This window comes from Pseudomonas sp. Xaverov 83, from assembly GCF_019352905.1.
Classification (GTDB): Bacteria; Pseudomonadota; Gammaproteobacteria; order Pseudomonadales; family Pseudomonadaceae; genus Aquipseudomonas; species Aquipseudomonas yamanorum.
Window position 1 is genome coordinate 73,803 of the sequence record NZ_JAAAFU010000015.1, and the last position, 21,068, is coordinate 94,870.

General features: G+C 61.9%; 20 protein-coding genes. 12 read left to right on the forward strand and 8 right to left on the reverse strand.

Going from position 1 to position 21,068, the window contains the following annotated elements; all coding sequences use genetic code 11:
* The first annotated feature begins 50 nt into the window (after positions 1-50).
* From K0H47_RS06970 to K0H47_RS06985, 4 genes are all read left to right on the forward strand, one after another.
* Entirely contained in the window at positions 51-983 is a 933-nt protein-coding gene (locus K0H47_RS06970; protein WP_010176558.1) for a 3-keto-5-aminohexanoate cleavage protein, read from the forward strand.
* A 69-nt stretch (positions 984-1,052) separates the two neighbouring features.
* Positions 1,053-1,931: an SMP-30/gluconolactonase/LRE family protein gene (locus K0H47_RS06975; protein ID WP_219272262.1), complete on the forward strand. Its 879-nt coding sequence runs from the start codon at positions 1,053-1,055 to the stop codon at positions 1,929-1,931.
* Between the two features lie 74 nt (positions 1,932-2,005).
* Complete coding sequence (locus K0H47_RS06980; RefSeq protein ID WP_063032588.1) at positions 2,006-3,328, forward strand: MFS transporter; 1,323 nt, start codon at positions 2,006-2,008, stop codon at positions 3,326-3,328.
* Between the two features lie 59 nt (positions 3,329-3,387).
* Positions 3,388-4,713: an MFS transporter gene (locus K0H47_RS06985; protein WP_063032586.1), complete on the forward strand. Its 1,326-nt coding sequence runs from the start codon at positions 3,388-3,390 to the stop codon at positions 4,711-4,713.
* Here the strand turns inward: K0H47_RS06985 and K0H47_RS06990 are convergent.
* Entirely contained in the window at positions 4,668-4,913 is a 246-nt protein-coding gene (locus K0H47_RS06990) for a hypothetical protein (protein WP_177027135.1), read from the reverse strand. The two genes, K0H47_RS06985 and K0H47_RS06990, sit on opposite strands and share 46 nt — an antisense overlap.
* 61 nt (positions 4,914-4,974) lie before the next feature.
* Here K0H47_RS06990 and K0H47_RS06995 point away from each other — a divergent pair, with 61 nt between their 5' ends.
* The 3 genes from K0H47_RS06995 to K0H47_RS07005 all read left to right on the forward strand — a co-directional run bounded on the left by K0H47_RS06995 (position 4,975) and on the right by K0H47_RS07005 (position 7,557).
* Positions 4,975-5,910: a LysR substrate-binding domain-containing protein gene (locus tag K0H47_RS06995; protein WP_063032584.1), complete on the forward strand. Its 936-nt coding sequence runs from the start codon at positions 4,975-4,977 to the stop codon at positions 5,908-5,910.
* A gap of 26 nt (positions 5,911-5,936) precedes the next feature.
* On the forward strand, positions 5,937-7,124 hold the full coding sequence (locus K0H47_RS07000; protein WP_201142858.1) for a low temperature requirement protein A: 1,188 nt from the start codon (positions 5,937-5,939) through the stop codon (positions 7,122-7,124).
* Between the two features lie 70 nt (positions 7,125-7,194).
* Positions 7,195-7,557 (forward strand): 5-carboxymethyl-2-hydroxymuconate Delta-isomerase, encoded by a 363-nt coding sequence (locus K0H47_RS07005; protein ID WP_063032580.1) that lies wholly within the window; start codon positions 7,195-7,197, stop codon positions 7,555-7,557.
* Between the two features lie 47 nt (positions 7,558-7,604).
* Here the strand turns inward: K0H47_RS07005 and K0H47_RS07010 are convergent, their stop codons facing one another.
* The 4 genes from K0H47_RS07010 to K0H47_RS07025 form a co-directional block, all read right to left on the reverse strand.
* Positions 7,605-8,540, reverse strand: a complete 936-nt coding sequence (locus K0H47_RS07010; protein WP_063032578.1) for a LysR family transcriptional regulator — start codon at positions 8,538-8,540, stop codon at positions 7,605-7,607.
* A 137-nt stretch (positions 8,541-8,677) separates the two neighbouring features.
* A complete protein-coding gene (locus K0H47_RS07015) occupies positions 8,678-9,865 on the reverse strand; it encodes a cyanate transporter (protein WP_177027143.1) in 1,188 nt (395 codons plus the stop codon).
* 228 nt (positions 9,866-10,093) lie between these two features.
* Positions 10,094-11,536, reverse strand: a complete 1,443-nt coding sequence (locus K0H47_RS07020; RefSeq protein WP_219272254.1) for an aldehyde dehydrogenase family protein — start codon at positions 11,534-11,536, stop codon at positions 10,094-10,096.
* A complete protein-coding gene (locus tag K0H47_RS07025) occupies positions 11,533-13,158 on the reverse strand; it encodes a 5-guanidino-2-oxopentanoate decarboxylase (protein WP_219272256.1) in 1,626 nt (541 codons plus the stop codon). The genes K0H47_RS07020 and K0H47_RS07025 overlap by 4 nt, the downstream gene beginning before the upstream one ends.
* 111 nt (positions 13,159-13,269) lie before the next feature.
* Between K0H47_RS07025 and K0H47_RS07030 the strand changes: the two genes are divergently transcribed.
* Entirely contained in the window at positions 13,270-14,148 is an 879-nt protein-coding gene (locus K0H47_RS07030) for a LysR substrate-binding domain-containing protein (protein ID WP_218263658.1), read from the forward strand.
* Positions 14,149-14,265: 117 nt separating this feature from the next.
* Here K0H47_RS07030 and K0H47_RS07035 read toward each other — a convergent pair whose 3' ends face one another.
* The gene (locus K0H47_RS07035) at positions 14,266-14,880 is read right to left on the reverse strand and encodes an NAD(P)-dependent oxidoreductase (protein ID WP_219272258.1); all 615 of its coding nucleotides are present in this window, start codon (positions 14,878-14,880) and stop codon (positions 14,266-14,268) included.
* Positions 14,881-14,914: 34 nt separating this feature from the next.
* The gene (locus K0H47_RS07040) at positions 14,915-15,787 is read right to left on the reverse strand and encodes an MBL fold metallo-hydrolase (RefSeq protein WP_093200707.1); all 873 of its coding nucleotides are present in this window, start codon (positions 15,785-15,787) and stop codon (positions 14,915-14,917) included.
* A 104-nt stretch (positions 15,788-15,891) separates the two neighbouring features.
* On the opposite strand from K0H47_RS07040, the gene K0H47_RS07045 reads away from it, so the two are divergent.
* Both K0H47_RS07045 and K0H47_RS07050 read left to right on the forward strand, forming a co-directional pair.
* The gene (locus K0H47_RS07045; protein WP_219272260.1) at positions 15,892-16,797 is read left to right on the forward strand and encodes a LysR family transcriptional regulator; all 906 of its coding nucleotides are present in this window, start codon (positions 15,892-15,894) and stop codon (positions 16,795-16,797) included.
* A gap of 19 nt (positions 16,798-16,816) precedes the next feature.
* Positions 16,817-17,074 carry a hypothetical protein gene (locus K0H47_RS07050; protein WP_063032562.1) on the forward strand — a complete coding sequence of 86 codons (258 nt, stop codon included), beginning with the start codon at positions 16,817-16,819 and terminating at the stop codon, positions 17,072-17,074.
* On the opposite strand, the gene K0H47_RS07055 is transcribed toward K0H47_RS07050, so the two are convergent.
* Complete coding sequence (locus tag K0H47_RS07055; protein ID WP_063032560.1) at positions 17,058-17,954, reverse strand: helix-turn-helix domain-containing protein; 897 nt, start codon at positions 17,952-17,954, stop codon at positions 17,058-17,060. The genes K0H47_RS07050 and K0H47_RS07055 overlap by 17 nt on opposite strands.
* A gap of 189 nt (positions 17,955-18,143) precedes the next feature.
* On the opposite strand from K0H47_RS07055, the gene pobA reads away from it, so the two are divergent.
* Positions 18,144-19,328 (forward strand): 4-hydroxybenzoate 3-monooxygenase, encoded by a 1,185-nt coding sequence (gene pobA, locus K0H47_RS07060; protein ID WP_219272263.1) that lies wholly within the window; start codon positions 18,144-18,146, stop codon positions 19,326-19,328.
* A 73-nt stretch (positions 19,329-19,401) separates the two neighbouring features.
* Positions 19,402-20,913, forward strand: coding sequence for an MDR family MFS transporter (locus K0H47_RS07065; RefSeq protein WP_063032556.1), 1,512 nt, complete (start codon positions 19,402-19,404; stop codon positions 20,911-20,913).
* Positions 20,914-21,068: the final 155 nt, after the last annotated feature.

Below are 21,068 nucleotides of genomic sequence, written 5' to 3' on the forward strand. Positions count from 1 at the left end.
CAAGCCACACCCGGGATTTTTTTCATAAGAATAAAAGTCGGAGAATCGTCATGTCCAAAAATCGTCCTGTCATCATCACCTGTGCCGTCACCGGTGCCATCCATACGCCGTCGATGTCGCCGCATTTGCCGATCACCGCGCAGGAAATTGCCGACGCCGCCATCGGTGCCGCCGAAGCCGGCGCCGCGATTGTCCACCTGCATGCCCGTGATCCCATCGATGGCCGTCCCAGCCAGGACCCTGCGCTGTTCGCCGAATTTTTGCCGCAGATCAAAGCCGCCAGCGACGTGGTGATCAACATCACCACTGGCGGCGCGCCGACCATGGGCGTCGAAGAGCGCCTGCAACCGGTGATGCAGTTCAAACCGGAACTGGCCTCGCTGAACATGGGCTCGATGAACTTCGGCCTGTACGAAATGCTCAACCGCTTCACCGAGTTCAAGCACGATTGGGAGCGTCCGTACCTGGAAGAAAGTGACGACCGGATCTTTCGCAACACCTTCCGCGACATTACCCACATCCTCAATTCCTGCGCCGAAAACCGCACACGTTTTGAAATCGAGTGCTACGACATTGGCCACCTGTACACCGCCGCCCATTTCCTGGAGCGCGGCCTGCTCAAGCCGCCGCTGTTTATCCAGTCGGTGTTCGGTTTACGCGGCGGCATCGGCGGCCACCCGGAAGACCTGGCCCATATGCGCCGTACCGCCGACCGGCTGTTTGGCGACGACTACGTGTGGTCGATCCTCGGCGCCGGCCGTGGGCAAATTCCGCTGGCCACCATGGGCCTGTCCATGGGCAGCAACGCCCGGGTCGGCCTGGAAGATTCGCTGTGGGATGGCCCGGGCAAACTGGCCGCGTCCAACGCCGACCAGGTACGGCGCATTCGCACCGTGATTGAAGCCCTCGGCCACCGGGTCGCCACGCCGGATGAAGCGCGGGAAATCCTCGGGCTGAAAGGGCGCGACCAGGTCAACTTCTAAGCGATAAACCGGCCGCGTCACGGCGCGGCCATGTCCATCCCGCACAACAACAAAAAAGGGGATAACACCATGCGTATCGAAGTGCTTGTGGACGTGAAGACCACCCTGGGCGAAGGCCCGGTGTGGGACGTCGAGCAACAACGGTTGTACTGGATCGACAGCGCCGACGGCCGGATCCTGCGCTGCACCGATGATGGCCGCGAACTGCGCGCCTGGGACGTGGGCCAGAAAATCGGCTCCATGGCCCTGCGGCATAGCGGCGAGCAAGCCATCGTCGCCCTGCAAAACGGCGTGCACCTCCTCGACCTGAACAGCGGCGAACTGAAGCGGGTCATCGACCCGGAACCGGAACTGCCCAATAACCGCCTCAATGACGGCAAGGTCGACCGCCAAGGGCGGTTCGTCTTCGGCTCCATGGACACCCTGGAAGACAGCGCCAGCGCCAAACTCTACCGCCTCGACGCGGACCTGAGCCTGCACACCCTGGACGAAGGCATCATCGTGTCCAACGGCCCGTGCTGGAGCCCATCGGGTGACACCTTCTACTTTTGCGACACCTGGTCCGGCGAGATCTGGGCCTATGACTACGACCTCGCCACGGGGGCGGTGAGCAATCGACGCACCTTCGCCATGGTCGACACCAGCAGCGGTGGCGCCGCCGACGGCTGCACCGTCGATGCCGAAGGCTGCCTGTGGCAGGCACTGGTCTACGCCGGAAAACTGGTGCGCTACACACCTGATGGCCAGGTCGACCGAATCATCCAGATGCCGGTGAAAAAGGTCACCAGCCTGACCTTTGGCGGGCCGAACCTGGACACCCTGTTTGTCACCTCCATGGCCAAGCCACCGTTGCCGCGTTTCCCGGGCGATGGTCAGCAGCGCGGGGCGCTTTTTGCGATCACCGGGCTGGGCGTGCAAGGAATAGCCGAGCGACGGTTCGCCAGCTAGCGCGTTTTTTTAACAAGGCACTTTCCTTTCGCAACCTTGTGTCAGTGCGCGCCCTCGCGCGCCTGGAGAAACCCATGGCAACCTTGAAAAAAGCCTCGCTGCGCAGTATTCACCGGCACTCCTGGGTGTCGCTGCTGGTGTGCTGGATGATCTGGATCCTCAACGCCTACGACCGTGAGATCGTGTTGCGCCTGGGGCCGACCATCTCCAAGCATTTCGATTTGTCCGCCGACCAGTGGGGCACCATGGCCACGGTGATCATGCTGGCCCTGGCCTTGCTGGATATTCCCGGCTCGATGTGGAGTGACCGCTACGGCGGTGGCTGGAAGCGCGCGCGGTTCCAGGTGCCGCTGGTGCTGGGCTACACGGCGATTTCGTTTCTCTCCGGGTTCAAGGCCCTGAGCGGCAACCTCGCGACCTTTATTGCACTGCGGGTTGGCGTCAACCTCGGGGCAGGCTGGGGCGAGCCGGTGGGCGTGAGCAACACCGCCGAATGGTGGCCGGTGGAGCGTCGTGGTTTTGCCCTTGGCGCGCACCATACGGGTTACCCGATTGGCGCCATGCTCAGTGGCATCGTCGCCAGCTTTGTCATCAGCACCTTTGGTGAAGACAACTGGCGCTACGTGTTCTTCTTCGCGTTTGTGGTGGCGTTGCCGCTGATGATTTTCTGGGCGCGTTACTCCACCGCCGAACGCATCACCGCGCTGTACGTCGACATTGCCGCCAAGGGCATGACCCCGCCGGACAACGCACCCGCCAGCCAAGTGAAGGGCCATGCCTGGCGCACCTTTATCGCCACGTTGCGCAATCGCAATATCGCCCTGACGGCGGGTAATACGATGCTGACCCAGGTGGTGTACATGGGCGTCAACATCGTGTTGCCGGCCTACCTGTACAACATCGCCGGGCTGTCCCTGGCCGAGTCGGCGGGGATGAGCGTGGTGTTCACCTTGACCGGGATTCTCGGGCAGCTGGTGTGGCCGTCGCTGTCGGACATCATTGGCCGACGCGTCACCCTGATCATCTGCGGGGTGTGGATGGCCGCCAGTGTCGGTGCGTTCTACTTCGCCAACACCCTGTCCCTGATCATCGTCGTGCAACTGCTGTTCGGCCTGGTGGCCAACGCGGTGTGGCCGATCTACTACGCGGTGGCCTGCGACTCGGCCGAGCCGTCGGCGACCTCCACCGCCAACGGCATCATCACCACCGCGATGTTTATCGGCGGCGGCCTGGCCCCGGTGCTGATGGGCAGCCTGATTGCCATGGGCGGCGGCTGGACCACCTTGCACGGCTACACGGTGTGCTTCTTCGTGATGGCCGGCTGTGCCCTGGGCGGGGCGCTGCTGCAACTGTTTTCCCATCGCCCGCCGGCGCTGGTTGCGCAACTCGAACTCTAGAACAACACCGATGCGTCCCCCAGCCGTTGCGCTGGCGGGGCGCCAAGAGGAAGTGCCCGATGAAGACTGCCAACACTGCCCGTGAACCACGGGAGTTGAACAAACTGATGTTCGTCAAGTTGATGCCCTTGCTGATCATCGCCTACGTGCTGAGCTTTCTGGACCGCACCAACATCGCCCTGGCCAAGCACCATCTGGACGTTGACCTGGGGATTTCAGCAGCGGCCTATGGCCTGGGCGCAGGGCTGTTTTTCCTGACTTATGCGCTGTCGGAAATCCCCAGCAACCTGATCATGCACAAGGTCGGCGCGCGGTTCTGGATTGCCCGGATCATGGTGACCTGGGGCCTGATTTCGGCGGCCATGGCGTTCGTCCAGGGCGAGACCTCGTTCTATATCCTGCGCCTGCTGCTGGGCATTGCCGAAGCCGGCCTGTTTCCCGGGGTGATGCTGTACCTCACCTACTGGTTCAACCGCGAGCAACGGGCGCGGGCCACCGGGTATTTCCTGCTCGGCGTGTGTTTTGCCAACATCATCGGCGGCCCGGTGGGCGCGGCGTTGATGCGCATGGACGGCATCCTCGGCTGGCACGGCTGGCAGTGGATGTTCCTGCTCGAAGGCTTGCCGGCAGTAGCATTTGCCTGGGTGGTGTGGCGCAAGTTGCCGGACCGTCCGAGCAAGGCGCCGTGGCTCTCGGCCGAAGAGGCGCGCGGGATTGAACAGCGCATCGCGATGGAGACCGAAGAGGGCGCAGGCGAGGGCGGGCATTCCCTGAAGAACTGGCTGACCCCGCAGATCCTGCTGGCGATCTTTGTGTATTTTTGCCATCAGATCACCATCTACACCGTGATCTTTTTCCTGCCGAGTATCATCAGCAAATACGGTGAATTGAGCACCATGAGTGTCGGCTTGCTGACCTCATTGCCGTGGATTGCCGCAGCGGCCGGGGCGGTGTTGCTGCCGCGTTTTGCGACCACGCCCACCCGTGCCCGGCGGCTGTTGATTACCGGATTGCTGACCATGGCGTTGGGGTTGGGGATTGCCTCGGTGTCGGGGCCGGTGTTCAGCCTGCTGGGCTTCTGTGTGTCGGCGGTGATGTTCTTTGTGGTGCAGTCGATCATCTTTCTCTACCCGGCTTCGCGCCTCAAGGGCGTGGCGCTGGCGGGCGGGCTGGGCTTCGTCAACGCCTGCGGATTGCTCGGCGGGTTTGTCGGGCCGTCGGTGATGGGCGCGATCGAAATGAGCACTGGTAACGCCATGAATGGTTTGAAAGTGATTGCCGTGGTGCTGGTGGTGGCCGCGTTGGCCGCCTTGCGTTTGCGCCAGGGACAGGAGCCCGATCACACCAGCAATGAGGTCGGAAACCCGGAAGCCAGCACCAGGTAAGCCACGACGGCCGCCAGGCATAAACCGACAAATACCCGTAACAGTGTCCTGGCGGTGGGATGAGCGATGAATTTGATAGCCCAGAGCAAAATCCCGGCAACCAGGACGCTCAAGGCAGAAATGACCAGCACGATGGTGTTCTCGCAAGCCTTGGAAGCTGCTTTATAGTCCCAAAGGCCCGCGTTGAACAGTGTGCGCATAGACGCAGGGCCCCGGGTGTTTCTAAACTGCGGCTTATCCAGGGCAGTGGGGCGAGCGCCGATGAATCGCAATGAATTACGCAAGGCCGACATCAACTTGATGGTGGTCTTTGAAACCTTGATGCTCGAGCGCAATGTGACCCGGGTGGCGGAGAAGCTGTTTCTCGGCCAACCCACCATCAGTTCGGCCCTCAACCGCCTGCGCACGTTGTTCAATGACCCGTTGTTTATTCGCGTCGGCCACCGCATGGAGCCCACCGCGCGGGCCGAGGAAATCATCAAGCACCTGTCGCCGGCTCTCGATTCCTTGTCGTCGGCCCTGAGCCTGACCCACGATTTTGACCCGTCCATCAGCACCATGACCTTTCGCATCGGCCTGTCCGATGACGTCGAGTTCGGCCTGCTGCCGCCACTGCTGCGGGCCTTGCGCCAGGAAGCGCCGCTGGTGGTGTTCGTGGTGCAGCATGTGGATTACTGGCGCATCCCGGACCTGCTGGCCTCCGGCGATATCACCGTCGGCATCACCCAGACCCGCGGCCTGCCGGCGAATGCCAAGCGCAAGCTGTTGCGGCATATCCGCCCCTGTTTGCTGCGGGCGGATGCCTCGGACAAACCCCTGACCCTCGACGAATATTGCGCACGGCCCCATGTGCTGGTGTCCCACACTGCCAACGTGTCCGGGTTTGCCGATGAGTGGCTGGCGGAAATCGGTCGCAAGCGCCACGTGGTGCTCTCGGTGCCGCAATACAGCGCATTGCCGGCGCTGCTCGCCGGCACCGACATGATCGCCAGCCTGCCGGACTACACCGCCCAGGCCATGGCCGCCGGGGGCAATCTGTTCTGTGAGCCGTTCCCGTTCGAAACCCCGACCCTGGATTTGTCCATGGTCTGGCTCAGCCACGTGGACACCGACCCGGCGGAACGCTGGATGCGTTCGCGGCTGGAGGCGTTCATGAGCGAGCGGGACATGCTGCCGGTAGTCGCCCCCAAATCTTGAGATAGGCCTTTCAGGGAGATCCACCCATGACCCCATCCCGATCCTTGCTGCGTGGGCGCGGCAGTCATGACAGCGGCAAGGTTGGCATGGTCGAGCTGTTTTTCGACCTGGTGTTCGTGTTCGCTGTGACCCAGTTGTCCCATTCGCTGCTCGCCCACTTGTCCATCGGCGGCGCGGTGCAGGTGGCGCTGATGATGGTCGCGGTGTGGTGGGTGTGGATCTTCACTTCGTGGGTCACCAACTGGCTGGACCCGGAAAAAATCCCGATCCGTATCGGCCTGTTCGGCTTGATGGTGGCGGGCCTGCTGTTGTCCTCGTCGATTCCCAAGGCGTTTACCGACCGTGGTCTGTTGTTCGCCGGTGCCTACGTGTTCATGCAGGTAGGACGCACGCTGTTTGCCCTGTGGGCGGTGCGCGGCGAGCCCCTGAACATGACCCGCAATTTCCAGCGGATCCTGGCGTGGATGCTGTTTTCCGGGGTGTTCTGGATCACCGGCGCGCTGCTCGAAGGCGAGCAGCGTTTAGCCTTCTGGGCCCTGGCGCTGTTGATCGAATTGATTTCTCCGTCGGTGTATTTCTGGGTGCCGGGGCTTGGGCCCTCGACGCTTGCGGACTGGAATGTGGAAGGCAACCACATGGCCGAACGCTGCGGCCTGTTTGTGATCATCGCCTTGGGTGAGTCGTTGCTGGTGACTGGCGCGACCTTCGCTGAATTGCCCTGGAGCCTGGATGGGCTGGCGGCCTTCCTGGTGGCGGTAGTGGGCAGCATCGCCCTGTGGTGGATCTATTTCGACAGCGGCGCCGAGCGCGCCCACCATCGCATCGCCAGCTCTGCCGACCCGGGCCGTCAGGCGCGGATTGCCTACACCTACCTGCATGTATTGATTGTCGCCGGGATTATCGTCAGCGCCGTGGCCGATGAACTGGTGCTGGTGCACCCGGGGCATGCCAGTCAGGCGGGCGTGGTGGCGATCATCGCCGGCCCGTGGTTGTTCCTGCTGGGCAGTGCGCTGTTCAAGTGGGTGATGAGCGACCGTCCGTTGCCACCGTTTTCGCACCTGGGCGGCTTGCTGATGTTGCTGGTGTTGCTGCCGCTGGGATTGCAGCAGGTGTTTTCGGCGTTGGTACTGGGGGCGTTGACGTCGGCGGTGTTGGTGATCGTGGCGATCTGGGAAAACCGCTCGTTGCGCAGCTTGACCGAAGTTTCACATTGAAAGCGGTCTGATTCGGCTCGGCCTCGTGCTATATGTATGACTCTTTTCCTACAACAACTCGGAGCCTTTCATGCCGCATCTGCATCTGGAATACACCGCCAACCTCACAGACCTGGCCGTTGAGAAAACCTTGTTGCGGCTCAACAACGTACTGATGGCGTCCGGGCAGTTCGGTTCCGAGTTTGATATCAAAAGCCGGGCGCTGAAGGTGGAGACATTCCAGGTTGGCACGTCCATCAGCCCGCGCGCTTTTATCGCGGTGAAGCTGTCGCTGCTCAGCGGGCGTTCACCCCAGGTCAAGAAACAGTTGTCGGAAAGCCTGCTGGCAGCGCTGCAGGACCTGGGCGATTGGCCTGCAGACCTGCAGGTGCAGCTCAGTGTCTTGCTGGTCGATATGGATCGCGAGTCCTACAGCAAAGTCACCATCGGCTGAGGGGCAATACTCTGTGGCGAGGGAGCAAGCTCCCTCGCCACAGGGGGTCATAATAACCCCTGATCCGCACATACCTTCACCACTTGTTCCCTGAACCACGTGTTGGCGCTGTCCTGCGCGCTGTGTTCATTCCACTGCATATCCAGGGTAAACCCCGGCAAACCGTTCGGCGCTTCGCAATGGCCGAACACGTTCGTGTCTGCCAGCAGCTTCAGCACTCGACGGGGCAAGGTGACGATAAAGTCGGTGCCGGTGATCATCTTCAGCGCCGCGCTGTAGCTGTTGGCCCGGGCGATCACCTGGCGTTTGTGAGCCTGGCGCGCCAGCCAGCCATCGATCATGTTGGTGTCGGAACTCCAGGGCGTGGGGAACACATGGCGCCGGGCGACGAAGGATTGCAGGCTGAACGCGGGTTCCCGGGGCGCCGACTGTTTGTCGAACACGCACACCAGATCGTCTTCCAGCAGCATCTGGGTCTTGATGTCCTTGTGCTCGCGATGAAAGTGCGGCCCGAAGCAGATCACCAAGTCCAGGCGCCCGTCGCGCAAGGCGTCGGCCGGGATCTCGGTTTCGAGCTTCTGCACATTGACGATCACCGGCAGGTCGGCGTGATCGAAGTTTTTCAGCAGGCGCGGCAGGATCAGTTGTTCGAAGTATTCGGGGGCGCAGACGTTGAAGGTCACGGCCTTCTGGGTGGGGTCGAAAGCCTGGCTGCCGGCATGGCAGAGGTTGATGCTTTCGAGGATTTTCTGCACATGCCCGTACATGGTGGCGGCTTTGTACGTAGGACGCATGCCCGCCCGGGTGTTGATAAACAATTCGTCTTCGAAGCTGGTGCGCAGCTTCTTCAGGCTGTAGCTCACAGTGGACTGGCTGACGAACAGGGTTTCGGAGACGTCGGTCACGCTGCTTTGGTCGTAAACAGCGACAAACACCATCAGGTCCTGCATATCGAGCTTTCTAAGCAAGTTGCTGTTTAGCATCCGTTCCGTCCGCAAGCGCTTTGTACCGAACTTGGTACAAGACAATACAAAATGTTAACGGAACGCTCGTACCAATAGAAAGCTCTGTCGGACCTTTCTCTGTTTGAGGTGAGACAAATAATGTTTACAACACGACCTCAGCGAATATGCCGAGCGTAATGCCGGGGGTCGAAACGCAGCACGATCAGCAGCATCACCACCACCACGGCCGTCAGTGACCACCAGGCCCATTCGAAGCTGCCCAGTTGGTCGCGGATCATCCCGGCAATCAGCGGCGAAAGACCGGCGATCAGGTAGCCGATGCCCTGCACAAAGGCCGTCAGGCCACCGGCGCGGCGCGGGTTGTCGAGGTGGTCGAGGGACAGGATCAGGCTCATTGGAAACAAGCCGCCAATCCCCAGGCCCAGCAGGCACGGCCACAGCAGGCTCAGGTGCTGCGGGCTGAGGATCAGGCCGCAGAAGCCGGCGATGATCAGCACCAGCAGCACCGCGACCACACCGCGCTTGTCCCTGCGCCGGTTGGCGATGGCTGGGGTGATCAAGCCAGAGACCACTTCCATGGCCGTCAAAAAGCCCAGCAACAGGCCGGCGTTCTGCTCGCTCCAGCCTTGTTCCACGTAGTACGGCGCGAGCCAGGCCAGCACGCAGGTGTAGGACGCGGTGCCGAGCCCGAAAAAGATCGCCAGCAGCCAGGCCCGGCGATTGCCAAAGAACGACTCCTGTTGGCCCACGCCGGCTTGGGGCAGTGGCGGCAACACTGAGCGTTGGGCGTACCAGAACACCAGCGCCAATACGGCGAGAACCGCCCAGATCGCCAGGCCGATACGCCAGCTGCCGGTTTGCACCTGGATAAACGGTGAGAACGAAGCGGCCAGGGCCGCGCCGCCCATGATCGCGGTGACGTACAGGCCCATGAACAGGGAAACGTTGTCGCTGAAGCGCGACTTGATCAACGCGGGCATCAGCGCCTGGATCATCGCGATGCCTACGCCGGCGGCGATGGCGCTGAGGATCAGCTCAACCGCCGAGTCCAGGAACAATCGCGACACCGTGGCCAGGCCGATCACCACCAGCGACAGCACAATGCTGCGATGCTCGCCGAACCGCTTGGCCACGCCCATGCCAAAAAACATCGCCAGGCCCATGGCCATGACCGGCAGCATGGTCAACAGGGAGGCGGTGCTGAAACTCAGGGCCACATCGGCGCGAATCGACGACAACAACGGGCCGACGGCGGCCATCGACGGGCGCAGGTTGAGAGCGACCAGCACGACGCTGATCATCAGCCAAAGGGCGGTGGCGGGTGTTGCGCGGACGTTTTCCATGGGCGAGCCTTGAACTGACAAGCGCAGTATTAGGCCGGGCGAGGGGGAGGGGGGGCAAATGAGAAAGTCGTTGGGGCTATTGAAAAAATGCATCTGCTGACACGGCACAAATCAACAGGTAGGAGCTGGCTTGCCTGCGATAGCGGTGGGTCAGGCAACACATCTGTGTCTGATAGACCGCAATCGCAGGCAAGCCCACACAGGGAACAGTGGTGCTCTTGAGTGTTTCTACACCGCCCGAATCACATGCTTGATCTCCTGAAACACCTGCAACCCCCACGGCCCCAGTTCTCGGCCGATGCTGCTCTGCTTGTAACCACCCCAGGCCGTTTGCGGGAAGATCACCTGCGGCGCGTTGATCCACACCAGGCCCACCTGCAACGCATTGGCCACCCGCTCAGCCGCTTCCGGGTTGCCGCTCAGCACGCTGGCCACCAGGCCAAACTCGCTGTCATTGGCCAGCGCCACCGCCTCGGCTTCACTGGTAAAGCTGCGCACGCACAGCACCGGGCCGAAGATTTCTTCGTTCCATAACGCGCTGTCCAGCGGCACTTCGGTAAACACCGTCGGGCGAATGAAATACCCGTGAGGCAAATCCACCGGGCGCCCGCCACCACACAGCAACTTCGCGCCGGCTTGCACCCCCCGCTCGATATGCCCCAGCACCCGCTGGTACTGCGCACGGTTGACCAGCGCGCCCATTTCCACGTCTTCGGCAAACGGGTCCGCCACGCGAATACTCTCGGCCCTGGCCTGCAAACGGGTCAGAAATTCGTCCGCCAATTCGTCGGCTACCAACACCCGGCTGGTAGCGGAACACATCTGCCCGGCGTTGAAGAAACCACCGGCGCAGGCCAGTTCCACGGCCAGGTCGAGGTCGGCGTCCGCCAACACCAGCAACGAGGATTTGCCGCCCAACTCCAGGCTCACACCCTTGACCGTCTCCGCAGCGCGCTGCATCACCTGCACGCCCACGGCATTGCTACCGGTAAAGGAGATTTTCGCGATCCGCGGGTCAGCCGCCATCGGGGCGCCCACTGCCAGGCCAGTACCGCAGACCAGGTTGAACACGCCGGCGGGCAGTCCCACCGAAGCGATGATCCTGGCCAGTTCCAGCTCCGCCAACGGTGTCACTTCCGAAGGCTTGAGCACCACGCAGCAACCGGCCGCCAGCGCTGGGGCGAGTTTCCAGGCGGTGGTGACCATCGGGAAATTCCACGGCACGATCAGGCCCACCACGCCGCAGGGTTCACGGCGTACGCGGGCGCTGAAATCCTCAGTGGGCAGTGCCACCGGACGATCTTGGCTGGCATCCATTTCGTCGGCCACACCGGCGTAATACTCAAACGTGGCGATCACGTCGTCCACATCAATCCCGGCCTCAAACAGCGGCTTGCCGTTGTTGCTCGATTGCAGGTGCATCAGGTGTTCACGCTGGGCGCTCACGCCCTCGGCGATCTTGCGCAGCAGTGCCGCGCGGTCGCGCCCGGTGCTTTTCGACCAGTCCGGGAATGCAGCGCTGGCGGCACCGACGGCCTCGCTCACCGCACTTGCATCACCTAGGTTCACTTGAGCCAGCGTGGCCTCGGTCGCCGGGTTGATCACGTCCAGCACGTCATGGCCCGCACGCCAAACACCGTTGATGTACAGCCCGTTCAATACCGCGCTCATACCGCCACCTCCTTCATCCAAAGCCCTTGGTCGATTTCAATCAGCGTCGGGCCTTGGCGATCAGTGGCAGCGCGCAATGCGCTGCGTAATTCCTCAACACCCTGGATGCGCTGGGCAGCAGCGCCAAGGGCCTTGGCCACGCCGATAAAGTCCGGGGTATAGATGTCCACGCCCACCGGCTCGATGGCGCGGTTGACCATGTATTTCTTGATCTCCTCATAACCCTGGTTATTCCACAGCAACACGATCACCGGCGTGCGCGCTTCCACGGCGCTGGCCAGTTCCGGCAAGGTGAATTGCAGGCCGCCGTCGCCGATCAGGCACACCACTGGCGCGCCGTTGCCGCGCCCCAGCCAAGCACCGATGGCCGCCGGCAAGGCGTAGCCGAGGGTGCCGTAGCCGGTGGAGGAGTTGAACCAGCGACGCGGGTGGTCGAGGTTCAGGGTCAGGTTGCCGGTGTACACCGGTTGGGTGGAGTCGCCTACCAGTACGGCGTCGGGCAACTCATCCAATACCGTGTTGAGGAACAGAGTTTGCGCGCGGGTGGCGGCGTCCCAGGTGGGTTCCAGTTCGCTCCATAGGCGCGCGACGCGGTGGGCGCCCCAGTCGCTGTCCCGGGCGGCCAGGGACTTGTTGCCCAGTTCGGCAAGCAATGCCTGCGCAGCGATTTGCGCGTCAGCCACCAGCGCGACCTGCGGCGGGTAATTGCGCACGGTCTGGTCGGAATCGATGTCGATTCGCAGCAGGGCGCCGGGAATTTTGAAACCGCCGGCGAAGGTCACGTCGTAGTCGGTCTCTGCCAGCTCAGTACCGATCGCCAGTACCACGTCCGCCTCGGCCACCAAGGCGCGGGTGGCGATCAGGGTTTGGGTCGAGCCGATCAGCAGTGGATGGTTGGAGGCCAGCATGCCCTTGGCATTAATGGTCAGCGCCACTGGCGCGTCGAGGGCTTCAGCCAGTTGCGTCAACTCGGGCGCTGCGTCGATGGCGCCACCACCGGCGAGAATCAGCGGGCGTTTCGCCGCCGCCAGCAACTGGCTCATCTGCTTGACCGCCGACGGCGCAGCACCGGCGCGGGAAACACTGATGGGCTCGCTGCCGAGCAATGCGTCGGCGTTTTCCACCAGCACATCCAGCGGGATTTCGATATGCACCGGGCGCGGTCGCCCGGCCTGGAACAGCGCAAACGCGCGGGCCAACACACTGGGTAATTCGGCCGCCGACATCAAGGTATGAGAGAACGCCGCCACGCCCGCGATCATCGCGCTCTGGTTCGGCAGCTCATGCAGCTTGCCGCGCCCGCCGCCCAGTTGGCTGCGGGACTGCACGCTGGAAATCACCAGCATCGGGATCGAGTCGGCGTAGGCCTGGCCCATGGCGGTGGTGATATTGGTCATGCCGGGGCCAGTGATGATGAAGCACACGCCAGGCTTGCCACTGGTGCGCGCGTAGCCGTCGGCCATGAAGCCGGCGCCCTGTTCGTGGCGCGGGGTGACGTGGCGGATGCTTGAACGCGCCAGGCCCCGGTAGAGTTCCACGGTGTGCACGCCGGGGATGCCGAACACCTGATCCACGCCGTAGCCTTCCAGCAGGTTGACCAATACTTCGCCGCAGGTCGCCATTGTCGTCGCTCTTATTGTTGATAAAGGCCCGTATTGGAACGGCTGGCCCGTAGCGGCAACAATCGATAAAAAGTCATACTAGCCATGTCCTCACGTCATGGCTGCGCCCTTATGAAACGCCTTCCGCCCTTGCCGGCCTTGCACACCTTTTGGGTCACGGCCCAGTGCTGCAACTTCACCCGAGCCGCCGAGCAATTGCACATCACCCAGGGGGCGGTGAGCCGGCAGATTGCCGGGCTGGAAAGTCATCTGGGTTATGCGCTGTTCCAGCGCCAGGCCCGTGGCTTGAGCCTGACCGAAGAGGGCCGCGAATGGTCGCTGCGGGCGCAGCAGGTGTTCGGCCTGATCGGCGAGGCGGTGGAACAGATCGGCACCCGCCGCGAGACCTTGCAGCTCAAGGCTTCCACCTGCGTGATGCGCTGGTTGTTACCGCGTCTGATGCAGTGGCAGCAAGAACGTCCGGACGTGCCGGTGGAACTGACCACCACCGTGGCCTACACCGTCGACTTTCGCCGTGAACAGTTCGATGCCGCGGTGATCTACGCGCCGATTGTCGAGCAGTCGGCTCAGGCCCGGCATCTGTTTGATGAGCGTCTGACACCGGTGTGCTCGCCGGCCTTGCTCGGTGGTTTGCACACGCCCGCCGACTTGCAGCAACAGGTGCTGTTGCACCCTACGCGGGATGAACGGGATTGGGCATTGTGGTTGAAGGCAGCGAATACACGCTTGAGCAATCTTGCCCAGGGGCATCATTTTGAAACGCTGGATCTGGCGATGACGGTGGCGTCCCAAGGCTCGGGCGTGGCGATTGGCGACAGCGCGCTGATTGGCGAGGATCTCAAGGCGGGACGACTGGCGACACCGTTTGAACTGCGGGTGTCGACGGGGATGGGGTATTACCTGGTGTACCCGCCGGGGACTGAGCCCTCGGCGGGGTTGGAGCAGCTTATGGATTGGTTGGTGAGCCAGGCGCAGTCGCCGTCACAATGAAGATCAAAATGTGGGAGCGGGCTTGCTCGCGAAGGCGCCGGGTCAGCCAATACATATGTTGACTGACACACCGCATTCGCGAGCAAGCCCGCTCCCACATTTTAGTGTGCGTCAGCCTTAGTAACCGGCCGTAAACCGCTGGCGCGAATGCTTCGGTGTTTCCACTTCATCAATCAAAGCAATCGCAAAGTCGGCAAAGCTGATCCAGCTGCGGCCTTCGCTGCTCACCAGCAATTCATCCTGGCCCAGGCGGAATTTTCCGGTGCGCGCGGTCTCGACGAACTCCGCCGAAGGCGACAGGAAGGTCCAGTCCAGATCTTTTTCCTGGCGCAGGGTGTCGAGGAAGGCACTGCCGGCGCTGGCTTCGGCTTTGTATTCTTCCGGGAAGCCCGGGCTGTCGATCACTCGGCTGCCGCCTGGCAACAGCAGCGAACCGGCACCGCCCACCACCAGCAGGCGCTTCACGCCGGCTTTTTTCACCGGGTTGATCACCGCTTCCGCAGGCAGGGTGGCGAAGTGCGCCGCGCTGATCACCACGTCGTTGCCGCGGATGGCCTGTTCCAGCGCCTGGGCATCCAGTGCATCCACTTGCTTGGCGATGACCCCAGGGCGCACGCCGATTTTGTCGGTATTGCGAGCGATGGCCGTGACGGTGTGCCCGCGACGCAGCGCTTCTTCCAGCAGCTGGCTACCGGCACGACCGGTGGCACCAATGATTGCGATCTTGCTCATGACGTTCTCCAGTACGGTTAAGGGGTGAATCAACTCACCACTGCATTTCGCCCTTGGCGACTTTGGCGCCCAATTCCAGGGTGCTTTCGTCGCCCAGGTTCGGGTAACGCTTTTTCATCGCCGCGATCAGGGCGGCGGAGTCCTTGGCCTTGGCGGTTTCTTCGTCAAACGCCTTGATGTAGTCGGCGGTGAACGCCACGGATTTGAGCGACGGTGTCCCCAGGTAGTGACCCGGAATCACGGTGTGCGGTTTCAAGTCCTGGATACGTTGCAGGGTTGCCAGCCAATCGGTGTGGGACTTCGCGGTCTGCGTATCGGCCATCCACACATGAATGTTCTCGGAGACCACCACACCACCCACCACGGCCTTGATCGACGGGATCCACACAAAGGTGCGGTCCGGCTGCGGCCCGTCCAGACCGATCACTTCCAGTTGCTTGCCTTCGAGGGTCAGGCTGTGGCCTTCAAGTACCTGAGGGATGACGGCTTTGGCTGGCTTATCGGCCCCCAGTTTCGGGCCCCAGAACGCCAGTTTGTGTTCAACGGTGGCCTTGATATGGTCCACCACCGGCTGCGGCGCCACGACTTTGGCCTGGGGGAACGCGGCGGTCAGGGTATCGAGGCCGAAGTAGTAGTCCGGGTCACCGTGGCTGATGTAGATGGTAGTCAGGCGCTTGCCGCTGGCGCGGATTTTTTGCACCAGTTGCTCTGCCTGGGTCTTGCCGAATTGGGCGTCCACCAGGATCGCGTCTTTGTCGCCACTGACCAGGACGGAGGTGACCGGCATCATCGCGGTTTCGCCCGGGTTGTAGGCGTCCAGAGTCAAGTCGGCAGCCGTGGCGTGCGCGGCGAAGGCCAGGGTAGCGGCGGCCAGGGCCACGCGCTTGAGCGGGGAGAATCCAAACATGTGCTGCTCCAGTCATCGGTAAGGTGTGGACAGAGCTTAGTTGCACCAAACGCTACAAAAAATGCGATGCTTGGACATAGTTTGTTTCTAAAAGCGGGCAAATCATGGATCGTCTTCAAGCAATGCGCGTGTTTGTGGCCGTGGTGGACTTGGGCAGCCAGTCTGCAGCGGCCGACCACCTGGACCTTTCTCGTCCGGTGGTGTCGCGCTACCTGGCGGAGCTGGAAGACTGGGTCGGCGCGCGCCTGATGCACCGCACCACCCGCAAGCTCAGCCTGACCGCCGCCGGCAGCGAAACCTTGCCCCGTTGCCGGCAGATGCTGGAATTGTGCAGCGACATGCAGGCCGCCGTCAGCGAACCGGACGAAGCGCCCCGTGGCCTGCTGCGCCTGAGTGTCAGCACGTCCTTCGGCCAGGCGCAGTTGGCCGATGCCATGGCCGAATACGTCAAGCGCTACCCGCTGGTGAGCATCGACATGCAGATGCTCGATCGCACGGTGAACCTGGTGGACGAACGCATCGACCTGGCGATCCGCACCAGCTTTGAACTGGACCCCAACCTGATCGCCCGCCGCCTCACGTTGTGCCGTTCGGTGATCTGCGCTTCGCCCGCTTACCTGCTGGAGCATCCGCAGCCCCGGCGGGTCGAGGACCTGGCTCGGCACAATTGCCTGACCCACTCCTACTTCGGCAAAAGCCTGTGGCACTTCGTGGAAAACGGCGAGCCGGTGTCTGTGCCGGTGCAGGGCAATATCAGTGCGAATGAGGCGAGCACCTTATTGCGAGTGACGCTGGCGGGGGCAGGGGTGTCGCGGCTGCCGAGTTATCAGGCGGGCGACTACATCCGCAGCGGCGAGTTGATCCGCTTGTTGCCCGAGGCCGAGCCGCAGCAGATGAGCATCTACGCGGTGTACGCCTCGCGCAAGCACATGCCTGCGGCGCTGCGCAGCCTGCTGGATTTCTTGGTACTGAGGTTTCCGGAAGAGCCGGTGTGGGACGTCGGTCTCTGAGCCGACATAAACAGGTTGAATGTCGCCCGATAATGGCGACTTGCCTCAGCTGACCTATGCTTATCAAAGCACCTTCTTGATCCGGTCAGAGGTCAGCATCATGTCGATCAAAACAAGAAAGTACCTGATGATTTTCACCCTGTGCGCCGCCGCCACAGCGCTCTATGGCACTGCCGCCTACCGCGTCGAACAGACCCGCATGCAGCCGGGCTTCGCCTCCAGCTGCAATCATGGTCAATGCGTTGGCCACATGGCCGCCTTCAGTTCGCTTCGCTAGCGTCCTGGTCGGTTTTCAATTGCTCCCGAAACGCCTTCGGGGAGAACCCGACGCGTCGGCGAAACAGCCGTGAGAAGTTGGTCGGATCGGAGAAGCCCAAAACCTCCGACATCTCATTGATGGTCATGCTGGTGTAAGTCAGCAGACGCTTGGCTTCCAGCAACTGGCGGTCGTGCATGATCTGCAACGCGGGCTGCCCGCCCAACTCCCGACATGTACCGTTCAGGTGTGAGACCGAGATCCCAAGCTTGTGGGCCAGGTCTTCGATTTTCGGGTGTTCGCGATAGTGCTGCTCCACCAACTGGGTGAACCGACGGAAGTATTCGCGGCCCCTTGGCGCCCGTGGATGCCGGCGCTGAATGGCCTGGCGGCTGATCCACACCAGCAGTACGCTGACCAGCGCGTGCATCATCATGTCCCGCGCCGGTTGATCGCTGGCGTACTCGTCCTGCAAGCGCGCAAAGAGGCTGTTGAGGTAGTCACTGTCGTTGCCGGCGGGATAGCTGCCCAAGGCGTTCAGGCCATCCAGCGCCGCGCCCAGTTGCCCTTGCAAATGCGCCATCAGCGGCGCCGCCAGGGTGACCACAAAGCCTTCGACGTCTTCGGAAAACCGAAACCCATGCACGCATAACGGCGGCAGTACCTGCAGCGTCGATTCGTTCAGGGTGCTGCGCTGGCCTTCGATCTCCAGCTGCGCCTGGCCCTTGTGCACGTACAACAACTGGCACAGGTCCGCGTGCCGGTGGGGCTGGATTTCCCACTGGTACTCACGGCTGCGCCGGGAGATGGTTTCACAGTGCAACAAATCCGGAGTCGGCCATTGCTGGCTTTCACCGTAGAGCTTGAACACTGGAATCGCGGCACTGGCAGTTTTGGTCATGGCTTCATCCGATACTTCGGGAGAGTTGTGCGGTAATCGCCCCAATTGGCGAAAAGCGCAGCTTTGGGCTCAGTTTTCACCTTCTTATGCCGGGCACTCAAGTGAAAAATGCCAGCAACAACATCAATGACAACTCTTTCACCGAATACGTTCGGGTGAAGCTTGCGGGCCATAAAAATAATGAAAACGCTGAAAACCCAAGTCGCCATCATCGGCGCCGGCCCGTCGGGGCTGCTGCTCGGTCAACTGCTGCACAACGCCGGGATTGAAACCCTTATTCTTGAGCGCCAGACGCCGGATTACGTGCAAGGCCGCATCCGTGCCGGGGTGCTGGAACAGGGGATGATCGACCTGTTGCGCCAGGCCGGCGTCAGTGCGCGAATGGACGTCGAAGGCCTGGTGCATGAGGGCTTTGAGCTGGCACTGAACGGACAGCTGACCCACATCGACCTCAAGGCGCTGACCGGCGGCAAGACGGTGATGATCTACGGTCAGACCGAAGTCACACGCGACCTGATGGCCGCGCGCCAGGCCAGCGGTGCCACTACTCTGTACGCAGCCAGCAATGTACAGCTCCATGACTTGAAAAGCGCAGAGCCGTGGCTGAGCTTCGAGCATGCAGGCGAGCAGTACCGGCTGAACTGCGATTACATCGCCGGCTGTGACGGTTTCCACGGTGTGGCGCGTCAGTCGATTCCCTCTGAGGCGCTGAAAATCTTTGAACGGGTGTATCCGTTCGGTTGGCTTGGCATTCTCGCCGACACGCCGCCGATCCACGAGGAACTGGTGTACGCCAAGCACGAGCGCGGCTTTGCCCTGTGCAGCATGCGTTCACCGACCCGCAGCCGCTATTACCTGCAAGTGCCGGCCGATGAGTCGGTCGACGACTGGTCCGACGAGCGCTTCTGGGATGAACTGAAAACCCGTTTGCCTCAGGCACTCACCGAGCAACTGGTGACAGGCCCGTCCATCGAAAAGAGCATCGCGCCACTGCGCAGCTTTGTGGTGGAACCGATGCAATACGGACGCCTGTTCCTGCTGGGGGACGCCGCCCACATCGTGCCGCCCACCGGCGCCAAGGGCTTGAACCTGGCGGCCAGTGATGTCAGCACCTTGTTCAATATCCTGCTCAAGGTGTACCGCGAGGGCCGAGTGGAATTGCTGGAGAAGTACTCGCAGATTTGCCTGCGGCGGATCTGGAAGGCCGAACGGTTTTCCTGGTGGATGACCTCGATGTTGCACCAATTCCCCGAGGCGGACGGCTTCAGCCAGCGCATCGCCCAGAGCGAATTGGAGTACTTCGTCGAATCCGAAGCCGGGCGTAAAACCATTGCAGAAAATTACGTCGGACTTCCTTACGAGACTATCGAATAGCCAGCTATCTAGTACACTGACGAGCATTCCCGCGGGCTTCCTTTTCCCGCGGGCCTTGCTCGCAGGTTCTGCCGTGACCAACCTCAATCAGCCCGCCACACCAGCTGTTCGCAGTGTCCTTGTCGCCTTGATGATGGCGATCTTTCTCGGGGCCCTGGACCAGACCATCGTCGCCGTCTCCATGCCGGCGATTTCCGCCCAGTTCCATGACGTCAACCTGCTGGCCTGGGTGATCTCCGGCTACATGGTGGCGATGACCGTGGCAGTGCCGATCTACGGCAAGCTCGGCGACCTGTACGGGCGCCGGCCGATGATGTTGATCGGCATGGGCTTGTTCACCCTTGCTTCGCTGTTTTGCGGCATGGCCCAGAGCATGGAGCAACTGGTGCTGGCGCGGATCCTCCAGGGCATTGGTGCCGGCGGGATGATTTCGGTCAGCCAGGCGATTATCGGCGACATCATTCCGCCCCGTGAGCGTGGGCGTTATCAGGGTTACTTCAGCAGCATGTACGCGGTAGCGAGCGTGGCCGGCCCGGTGTTGGGCGGTTACATGACCGAGTACCTGTCGTGGCGCTGGGTGTTCCTGATCAACCTTCCATTGGGCGCGGGCGCCTGGTGGGTGGCCCATCGCACATTGGTAGGGCTGCCGGTGCCGCAGCGCAAGCCGGTGATCGACTATCTCGGCACTGTGCTGATGATTGTCGGTTTGACGGCGCTGTTGCTGGGCATCACCGAAATCGGCCAGGGTCATCATTGGCGCGACGATGAAGTGCTGGGCTTGCTGGCCTGCGCTCTGGTGGCGTTGACGGTGTTTGTGTGGCACGAACGCCGGGCGCGGGAGCCGTTGTTGCCGATGCACTTGTTTGCCAACCGCAGTGCGGTGTTGTGCTGGTGCACGATTTTCTTTACCAGTTTCCAGGCGATTTCCCTGACGGTGTTGATGCCGCTGCGCTACCAGACCGTGACCGGTTCCGGTGCCGACAGCGCCGCTTTGCACTTGCTGCCGCTGGCGATGGGCTTGCCGATGGGGGCTTATTTTGCCGGGCGTATGACCTCAGTGACGGGACGCTATAAGCCGATGATTCTGATTGGGGCTTTGCTGAGTCCGATCGCGATTCTCGGTATGGCCCTCAGTGCGCCTCAGGCTGTGGCAGTGACCAGTTTATTTATGTTGCTGTGTGGGATTGCCGCCGGGATGCAGTTTCCGACTTCGCTGGTGGGCACGCAGAACTCGGTGGAGCAGCGGGATATCGGGGTGGCGACCAGCACCACCAACCTGTTCCGTTCCCTGGGCGGTGCGGTTGGGGTGGCATGCATGTCGGCGCTGTTGCTGGCGTTGTTGCAGGACTCCAGTTTTGCGCACCTGGCCAGTGGGGCGCTGGTCGCGGAGGGGAGTTCCGGGAATGTGTTGCTGGATGGGTTGAATGCGGCGCCTGGGCCGGCGCAGGATGCCTTGCGGGGGGAGTTGCTGATTACCTTTCGGCATTTGCTGATGGTCAGCGCCGGGGTTTCGTTGTTGGGGTTGGCGGCGGCGATTGCCATGCCTAATCGGGTGTTGCGGGGGCGGGAAGACAAGGCCCGGTAGTTCTGGGTTTGTTTTGTTTTGTGTACATATCCGTTGCTGCGGTAACGGCGGCTTATGGTTTCGCTCTTACAGCGGGTCACTTTTTGCAAACGCCCCAAAAGTAACCAAAAGGTCTCTGCCCCACCACTCGGTGCCTCGCTTAGGCTCGGCATGCC